At 74.0% G+C, this 8902-nt stretch carries 7 protein-coding genes; 3 read left to right on the forward strand and 4 right to left on the reverse strand.

Annotation, left to right across the window (positions count from 1 at the left end; genetic code table 11):
- The first annotated feature begins 143 nt into the window (after window positions 1-143).
- Window positions 144-1382: a cytochrome P450 family protein gene (locus KMS84_RS36205; protein WP_256920784.1), complete on the forward strand. Its 1239-nt coding sequence runs from the start codon at window positions 144-146 to the stop codon at window positions 1380-1382.
- 96 nt (window positions 1383-1478) lie between these two features.
- Here KMS84_RS36205 and KMS84_RS36210 read toward each other — a convergent pair whose 3' ends face one another.
- The 4 genes from KMS84_RS36210 to KMS84_RS36225 form a co-directional block, all read right to left on the reverse strand.
- The gene (locus tag KMS84_RS36210) at window positions 1479-2438 is read right to left on the reverse strand and encodes an alpha/beta hydrolase family protein (protein ID WP_256920785.1); all 960 of its coding nucleotides are present in this window, start codon (window positions 2436-2438) and stop codon (window positions 1479-1481) included.
- A gap of 203 nt (window positions 2439-2641) precedes the next feature.
- On the reverse strand, window positions 2642-2815 hold the full coding sequence (locus KMS84_RS36215) for a hypothetical protein (protein WP_256920786.1): 174 nt from the start codon (window positions 2813-2815) through the stop codon (window positions 2642-2644).
- Between the two features lie 25 nt (window positions 2816-2840).
- Window positions 2841-3197 (reverse strand): PRC-barrel domain-containing protein, encoded by a 357-nt coding sequence (locus tag KMS84_RS36220; RefSeq protein WP_256920787.1) that lies wholly within the window; start codon window positions 3195-3197, stop codon window positions 2841-2843.
- A gap of 76 nt (window positions 3198-3273) precedes the next feature.
- A complete protein-coding gene (locus KMS84_RS36225) occupies window positions 3274-5325 on the reverse strand; it encodes a SpoIIE family protein phosphatase (protein WP_256920788.1) in 2052 nt (683 codons plus the stop codon).
- A gap of 276 nt (window positions 5326-5601) precedes the next feature.
- On the opposite strand from KMS84_RS36225, the gene KMS84_RS36230 reads away from it, so the two are divergent.
- Window positions 5602-8151 carry a molybdopterin oxidoreductase family protein gene (locus KMS84_RS36230; RefSeq protein ID WP_256920789.1) on the forward strand — a complete coding sequence of 850 codons (2550 nt, stop codon included), beginning with the start codon at window positions 5602-5604 and terminating at the stop codon, window positions 8149-8151.
- The gene (locus KMS84_RS36235) at window positions 8148-8639 is read left to right on the forward strand and encodes a hypothetical protein (RefSeq protein WP_256920790.1); all 492 of its coding nucleotides are present in this window, start codon (window positions 8148-8150) and stop codon (window positions 8637-8639) included. Before KMS84_RS36230 ends, KMS84_RS36235 begins: the two co-directional genes overlap by 4 nt.
- Window positions 8640-8902 lie beyond the last annotated feature (263 nt).

The following is an 8902-nucleotide window of genomic DNA, read 5'->3' on the forward strand; positions in this document are numbered from 1 at the left end:
GCGGTACATGCCGCGGGGAGGGGTGGGGGGAAGCGTTGTCCGGGACGCCGTCGCGCGGTCCCGGTGGGAGGGCGGGGGGTGGCCCTGGGCTCCCGGCACGTGACCATGCCGACGTGTGCGAGACGAAACCGGGGAGTACGACCATGGATGCGACTGCGTGCCCTTACGCCCTCGACGTGACGGGGCGTGACCTCGCGGGCGAGGCCGCGATGCTGAGGGCCCAGGGGCCGGCCGTTCGCGTGGAGCTGCCGGGGGGAGTGGTGGCCTGGGCGGTGGTGCGCCAGCGGTACGTGGAGCGGCTGCTCACCGACCCCCGGGTCTCGAAGGACGCGCGGCAGCACTGGCCCGACTTCATCGAGGGGAGGATCACGCAGGAGTGGCCGCTCTACCCGTGGGTGGCGAACGAGAACATGCTGTTCGCCTACGGGGCCTCGCACACCCGGCTGCGCCGCCTGGTGGCCGGGGCGTTCACGGCGCGCCGCTCCGAGGCGATGCGGCCGCGGGTCGAGCAGATCGCGGCCGAACTCGTCGACTCGCTCGCGCGGTCGGGCGGACAGGGGGCGCCGGTGGACCTGCGGTCCGGGTTCGCGGAGCTGCTGCCGATGCGGGTGATCTGCGAGCTGTTCGGGGTGGAGCAGGGCGCGGAGACCGACGCCCTGTGCAGGGCGCTGCACACGGTGTTCGGCACCACGATCAGCGGCCAGGAGGTCGAGGCGGCCCGTCTGGACGCCTTCGTCCGGCTGTCGGCACTGGTCGAGGCCAAGCGCGCCGAGCCCGGCGACGATCTCACGTCCCTGCTGATCCAGGCGCGCGACCAGGACGACCGGCTCAGCGAGGAGGAACTGCTGGGCACCCTCTTCCTCATGATCGCCGGCGGCCAGGACACCACGGCCGCCCTGATCACCAACGCGATCGCCGCGCTGCTGCTCGCGCCCGAGCAGCTGGAGCACGTCCGGGAGGGCCGGGCGAGCTGGGAGGACGTGGTCGCCGAGACGATGCGGGTGCACACCCCCGGGGCGTACTCGCCGATGCGGTTCGCCGTCGAGGACATCGACCTGGACGGGGTGCTGATCCGCAAGGGCGAGGCCGTCCTCGTGAACTTCGCGGCCGGCGGCCGGGACCCGGAGCGTCACGGTCCGCACGCCGACCGCTTCGACCTGCTGCGCAGGGACCGCGACAGCCTGGGCTTCGGCCACGGACCGCACCGGTGCATGGGCGCCCCGCTCGCCGGGGTGGAGGCCGAGAGCGCCTTCGCCGCGCTGTTCGCCCGCTTCCCCCGCATGACGCTCGCCTGCCGCCCGGAGGAACTGCGGCCGATGCCGAGTTTCCTGATGAACAGTCACCGCGCGCTGCCGGTCCTGCTCGACCCGCGGGACGGCTGAACGCCCGCCGCTCGCCGGACCGGCCGGGCTTCGTCCCGCGCCGGGCCGCGTCGCCGGCCGCGTCCCGTGGCGTCCTGTGCGCCCGCGTCGGCCGCGCTACCGGGACTCGACCCGGCCGAGGGCGTGCGGGCCGGTGGTGAGCGCGTCGCACGCCGTCTGCCAGGCCGGGTCGCCCGGGTAGAGCCGGCTGCGCAGGTAGGCCCAGGTCAGCCGCTGGACCGCGGCGACCCGTTCGGGGCTGTCGTCGGTCGTCTCGGCGACGTCGTACCCGGAGACGCCGCCGAGGCCGTGCTCCGCGTCGAACAGCGTCAGCAGGGTCTTGGGCGCGGGGGCCAGCAGATAGGGGTCGGCGTGCCACCGCGGGCCGTCGACCGTGAGATGGGCGGAGTCGTCCTTGTCGCCCGCGACGACCAGCGCCGGCGTCGTCATGGTGGAGAAGTCCGTGGTCAGGAGGAAGCCGAAGTTCCGCGCCACGGTCTCGGTGAGGGCGTCGCCGCCCCGGCCGGGTGCGGCGAGCAGCACGCCCGCCGTGATCCGCGGGTCGGCCAGGTCCACCTCCGTGGCGTCCTCGGGGTCGGTGAGGCGGGCGCCGAGCAGCAGGCTCGCGGTGTGGCCGCCCATCGAGTGCCCGGCCACCGCCACCCGGCCGCGGTCCAGACGCCCCGGAAGCTGCGGCACGGCGGCCTCGATCGCGTCGAGCCGGTCCAGGATGTGCCGCATGTCCTCCGCCCGTGAACGCCAGAACATCGGAGCGCCGGGGGTGTCGGGGGCCAGGGTCAGGGTGCGGGAGCTCAGATGGGTGGGCTGGATGACGGCGAAGCCGTGCGCCGCCCAGAACTGGGCGAGCGGGGCGTAGCCGTCCAGGGAGGAGAGGTGGTGGGAGTGGCCCTGGCCGTGCGAGAGGAGGACGACCGGCAGGTCGTCCCCGGTGACGGGCGCGGTGATCCGCAGCTGGAGGTCCACGGGCCGGCCGGGGATCTCCAGTGTGACCGGGCCGACCGAGAGGACGGCGGGGGGCGGGCTGAGGACGTCGGTGGAGAAGGCCGGTTCGCTCATGGTGGGTGTTTCCCTTCGGTGGCCTCCCCGGCCGCCGGGCCGAGGGGCCGGGGTCGGGGGAGACGGGCAGGAGCGAGCGTCCGGCCCGGCACCACGCCAAAGCGGAACGTCGCTCCGTTTAATCTACGGAACGCTGTTCCGTTTCGTCAACGCGAAGGGAGGCGGCCCCGGTTCACGTGCGGGGCCGCCGACGGTCCACCGGGTCAGCGGGTCAGTCGGTGCCTGCGGCCGCCGCGCCGGAACCGCACGGCGGCGTACGCCAGATCGGCCACCAGCACGACCGCGCCGATGATCAGCAGATAGAACAGCCCGTGGGCCGCGAATCCGATGATGCCGAGGACGAGGGCGGCGAGGATCAGGAACAGGAACAGGCTCATCGGCTCTCCCGGCGGTCTCGTCGGCTCAGCGGCGGGCGAGGCGGCGTTCGCCTCCGACACCCGGCATGTAGTCCAGTTCGTAGTGCGCGAACACCTTCGGTTCGTCCTCGGCGGGCAGTTCGCCGTCGACGTCGATCGCCGGTGCCTTCTTCACGGCGTTCTTGTCGTGCACGACGCGCAGATAGCCCGGGCCGACCGTGGCGCCCGTGAGGGGGACGAACACCAGGCGGCGCCGGGTGGGCAGTCCGACGGTCACGGTGGCGAACGAGGGACTGTCCGTGCCGGTGTCCACGTAGACCGACTCCAGCACGCCGATCCTGTGCCCCTGCGGATCGACCACGTCGTGACCGCGCCATTCACGGATGTCACCGGCTTCGAACATGAGAACCTCCCGGACGTCCGGGTACCCGCCTTCCCCGCCGCGATGCCGGTGACCGGCGCTCGTGCGGTCCGCGGCGTCACAGCGGCCGGGCCATCAGCACGGCGACGTCGTCCTGGACCGGAGCGGGCAGCATGTGCGCGAGGACGTCGTCGCAGAGCGCCGTCAGCGACCGGCCGGGCCCGCGCAGGGCCTTCGCGAGCCGGGCCAGCCCCTGGTCGAGGTCCGCGCCCCGCGTCTCGATCAGGCCGTCGGTGTACAGGACGAGCAGCGCGCCCGGCGGCAGCGGGACCCGCTCGGTCCCGAACTGGCCGCCGCCGGTCCCCAGCGGAGTCCCCGGCGAGCCGTCGAGGAAGGCGATCGCCCCGCCGGGCGACACCACGACCGGCGGGGGGTGGCCGGCCCGGGCCACGAGACAGCCGCCGGTGGCGGGATCGTGGACGGCGTAGACGCAGGTCGCGAGCTGGTCCTCGCCCATGTCGGCCACCAGGGCGTCCAGCGAGCGGAGCATCTCGGCGGGGTCGATGCCCAGGCGGGCGAGGGTGCGCACGGCGGCACGGAGCTGGCCCATGATCGCCGCGGCGTGGATCCCGTGCCCCATGACGTCTCCGATGACGAGTCCGGTGCGCTCCTCGGGCAGCGCGATGACGTCGAACCAGTCCCCGCCGACGTCGTGTTCGCTGGCGGGCCGGTAGCGACCCGTAAGCTCCAGGCCGGGGACGGCGGGCAGCGCGCTGTTGGTCAGACTGCGTTGCAGGGTGAGGGCCGCCGCCCGTTGCCGGGTGTACATCAGCGCGTTGTCGATGTTGAGGGCGCCGCGCGCCGCGAGCTCGTCGATCAGCACGCAGTCCTGGTCGTCGAAGGGCTCCCGGCTGCGCAGCCGGGTCACCACGACCGCGCCGAGCGCCTTGCCCCGCGCGACCAGCGGGACCAGCCGCGCGGAGCCCAGGCTCTTGAGGTAGGCGCGCAGCTCCTCGGCGCGCGGGTCGGGGACCAGCGCCGGGACGTCGGACCGGTACAGGTTGGTGGGACGGCCGTCGGCGATGACCCGCTCGTAGAGCGAGCCGCGCTCGAGCTGGGAGGTCATCCCCGGCACCAGCCGCGCCGTCGGGGCGGCCGGGTCGGGGAAGAGGGCGGCCATCCGGCGGATCACCCCGCGCGTGGCCTCCGTGGACTCGTCGGGACTCATTACGTCGTCGAGGAGCTGCACGTCGGCGGAGTCGGCGAGCTGGGGCACCAGCATCCGCACGATCTCCTCGCAGGTCTCCCACAGGTCCAGGGTGGTCCCGATGCGGGCGCCGGCCTCCGCGAGCAGCGCGAAGCGGCGCCGGGCCCGCTCGGCGTCGTGCTCGGCCCGCTGTCGCTCCGTGATGTCGATGAGCGACGCGATCACGCCCAGGGTCCGGCCGCTGCCGTCGACCAGCGGGGCGTAGGAGCAGGACCAGGTGCGTTCCCGGCCGGGGTCCGCCGGGGTGCGGCCGGTGCGGCGGACGTCGACGACGGCCGTGCCGCGGTCCAGCACCTCCTGCATGGTCTTCTCCAGGGCCACGGCGTTGACGCCGGGCACGACCTCCGTCAGCCGCTTGCCGAGGTGCTCGGCGGCGGAGACGCCGTTCATCCGGGCGAGTGCGTCGTTGACGCGCAGGAAGCGCAGGTCGGTGCCGAGGGTGGCCAGGCCGATGGGCGACTGGCTGAACAGGCTCTCCAGGGCCGCCAGGGAATCGCGCATGCGCAGGACCTCGGAGGTCTCCACCGCGATCAGCAGGGCGCCGGGCCGCCCCTGGGCGTCGGCCGCCGGCACGATCCACGTCTCCATGGTGACCGGATGGCCGTCGCGATGGCGCACCGACAGGGTGCCGACGACCGTCTCGCCGCCCTGGACGCGATGGGTGAGCTGGTCGGCCAGCTCGTGGTTGCCCTCGGGCACCAGCAGGGCGGAGGCCGGACGGTCTAGGACGTCCTGCGGCCGGAAGCCGAGCAGGTCCTGCGCGGCCAGCGACCACTCGACGATGCGCCCGTGCGCGTCCTCCCGCCACAGCGCGATCGGAAGCAGCTCGCGCAGGACACCCGCGTAGCCGACAGCGTCGGAGAGCTGTTCAACCGCCTGGTCCGCCCGGTGAGGAGCGCCCATCGCTGACCTCCCCAGAGGACGGGCAGGATTGCACACGAAAACACCATATCCGGAACAATGGGTTGTGATGGCGGATCCGCCCGAGGCCGTCCCGGCCCGGCGCCTCCGCCGTCCACCGGGTCCGCGGTCCACCGGGTCCGCGTCACCGGGCTTCGCCCCGGCCCGTGCCGCGCAGCCGCGGCCCGCGCCGCTCGGGGCGGCGGTACGTGATCGATCCCAGGGGTACCGGGGGACGGTCGACGCGCAGGGCGTCGTCGGCGGCACGAGGAGGCTGGCATGGACGAGGCTGGCACGGACGAGGCTGGCACGGACGAGGACGGCAGGGGCGCGGCCGGCCCGGGCGCCTCGGTCGACCGGATCGAGAACCCGTGGGGCGGACGCACCCCGTACGACCGCCACCGGTCCTGGCCCCCGCGCATGGACACCCATCTCGCGGCCGGTGTCGCACCCGAACAGGTGCAGCGGTGGGTGCAGGCGGCCTCGATCCTGCACTCCGACGGCGACGCCATGGACGTCGCCGTCCTGGACGGCCGCATGGTCGGCGTGCGCGGCCGGGCGGACGACCGGGTCAACCGCGGCCGGCTCGGCCCCAAGGACCTCTTCGGCTGGCAGGCCAACGCGTCGGAGGACCGGCTGACCCGGCCGCTGGTCCGCGAGGGCGGCCGTCTGGTGGAGTGCGACTGGGACACCACCATGCACCGGATCGTGACCCGCTCGCGCGAGCTGCTGAACGCCCGCGGGCCGGGATCGCTCGGCTTCTACACCTCCGGACAGCTGTACCTGGAGGAGTACTACACGCTGGCGGTCCTCGCCCGGGCGGGCATCGGGACCAACCACCTGGACGGCAACACCCGCCTGTGCACCGCCACCGCCGGCGAGGCGCTGAAGGAGTCCTTCGGCTGCGACGGCCAGCCCGGCTGCTACGACGACTTCGACCACGCCGACGCGGTCGCCCTGTTCGGGCACAACATCGCCGAGACCCAGCCCGTGCAGTGGATGCGGCTGCTCGACCGCCTGGAGGGCGGCGACCCGCCCCGCCTGCTCTGCGTCGACCCGCGCCCGACCCGGGCGGCCCGGCGGGCGGCCGTGCACCTCGCCCCGCGCGCGGGAACCAACGTGGCCCTGCTGAACGCGCTTCTGCACGAGATCATCCGCACCGACCGCGTCGACCACGACTACATCGCCGCCCACACCGTCGGCTTCGAGGAACTGGCGTCCCGCGTGGAGGAGTGCACCCCGCGGTGGGCCGCGGGCATCTGCGACGTGCCCGCCGCGTCGATCGGCGAGGCCGCCGACCTCCTCGGCGACGCCGACCGGCTGGTGTCCACCGTCCTCCAGGGCGTCTACCAGTCCCACCAGGCCACCGCGGCCGCCGTGCAGGTCGACAACCTGCACCTGATCCGCGGCATGCTGGGCCGGCCGGGCGCCGGGGTGCTTCAGATGAACGGGCAGCCCACCGCCCAGAACACCCGCGAGTGCGGCGCCGACGGCGACCTGCCGGGGTTCCGCAACTGGCAGAACGACGCCCATGTCGCCGACCTGGCGAAGGTGTGGAACGTCGAACCGGAGACCATCCCGCACTACGCCCCGCCCACCCACGCGATGCAGATCTTCCGCTACGCCGAGCAGGGCTCGATCCGCATGCTCTGGATCAGCGGCACCAACCCGGCGGTGTCCCTGCCCGAACTCTCCCGTATCCGCTCGATCCTGCGCCAGGAGCGGCTGTTCGTCGTCGTGCAGGACCTGTACCGCACCGAGACCGCCGAGCTCGCCGACGTGGTGCTGCCCGCCGCGACCTGGGGCGAGAAGACCGGCGTGTCCACCAACGCCGACCGCACCGTGCACCTGTCCGACAAGGCCGTCGAACCGCCCGGCGAGGCCCGGCCGGACCTCGACATCTTCCTCGACTACGCCGCTCGCATGGGCTTCCGGGACAAGGACGGCGGCCCGCTCATCACCTGGCAGGACCCGGAGTCGGCCTTCGAGGCGTGGAAACGCTGTAGCGCCGGCCGCCCGTGCGACTACACCGGCATCACGTACGCCAAGCTGCGCGACGCGAGCGGCGTCCAGTGGCCGTGCAACGAGCAGGCCCCCGACGGCACGCCACGCCTGTACACCGACGGCATCACGTGGGCGCACCCCGACGTCTGCGAGAGCTACGGCAAGGACCTGGAGACCGGCGCCTCGGACGGGCCCGTCGAGTACCGCTCCCTCAACCCGGACGGCAGGGCCGTGATCCGGGCGGCGGCCTACGTGCCCCCGCACGAGGCGCCCGACGCGGAGCACCCCTTCCAGCTGACCACCGGCCGCACCCTCTACCACTTCCACACGCGGACCAAGACGGGGCGCGCGCCCCAACTGAACGCGGCCGCCCCCGACGTGTGGGTGGAGGCCTCCGCCTCCGACGCGGCCGCGCTCGGGCTGGACGAGGGGGACCTGGTCGAGGTCGGCACGCTCCGCGGGGCCCTGCGCGGCCGGCTGCGGGTGACCGGGATCCGGCCGGGCCTGCTGTTCGTGCCCTTCCACTACGGATACTGGGACACCGCGTCCGGCGAGGGCCCGGGCGCCGGCGCCCCGGGACGCGCGGCGAACGAGACGACCGTCACCGACTGGGACCCGGTCTCCAAACAGCCGCTGTTCAAGACCGCCGCCGCCTCGCTGCGCCTGGTGGAGCACGCGCACGGACACCGCGCGCCCGCACCGACCACCACGGCGTCGGCTCCCGTCCGCGCCGACGCCGCGCCGCCCACCGTCGGCGGTGCGACCGCCCTCGCCACGGAGACCGCCCACGCGTCCCCCGACACCGGCGGAAGGGGCGCGTCGTGAACGGCGTCAACCTCACCCTGCGCGCCCTGCACCACGGCGAGCGGCACCTTGCCGGGCAGCTCATCGCGACGGCCGAACGCCATCGCACCGAGCACGAGATCCACCATGTCGCCACCGACCTGGCCGCGTGGTCGCGCGAGCACGTGGCCCGGCTGTCCGAGGCCGCCGACGGCCGGGGCGTCCACCTGAGCGGTTCCGCGGGCGCGTCCACGGCCGGCGTCCTGTCCGCACTGCGCGAGAAGACGGCCGAGGCCATGGCCCACCGGCCCGAGCCGGGCCTGCTGCTCCTGCGCGACCTGCGCGAACTGCACCTGGGCGCGGTGGAGAACTCCCTGCACTGGGAGATGCTCGCCCAGGCCGCGCGGGCGGTCCGCGACGAGCCCCTGCTGACCCTGGTCTCCCGGTGCCATCCCCGGACCCTGCGCCAGATGCGCTGGACCAACACCATGATCAAGAACCTCGCCCCGCAGATCCTGACGAGTCTGTGAGGGCTCGACCGCGCGGCGATCGAAGGGCCCGGAGGCCCCCTGGCCCGAGCGAGAGGTCGCACCGGGTGCCCGCCGGTCACCGCGGGCGCCGCCCGGCCGCCCCCTCGTGCCTCATGGGCCGCCATCGAGGACCAGCCGACGGGGAGCCCGGACAGCCCGGGCATCGGGACACCGGTCGGCTCGTCCAGCGCGGTGGGGACGCACGTCGGGGAAGCGCCCGGCACGGGTCCGACCGTCCCGTTCGTCCGAGGGCGGGGCGGGGG

The organism is Streptomyces hilarionis (assembly GCF_024539675.1).
GTDB classification, from domain to species: Bacteria; Actinomycetota; Actinomycetes; order Streptomycetales; family Streptomycetaceae; genus Streptomyces; species Streptomyces hilarionis.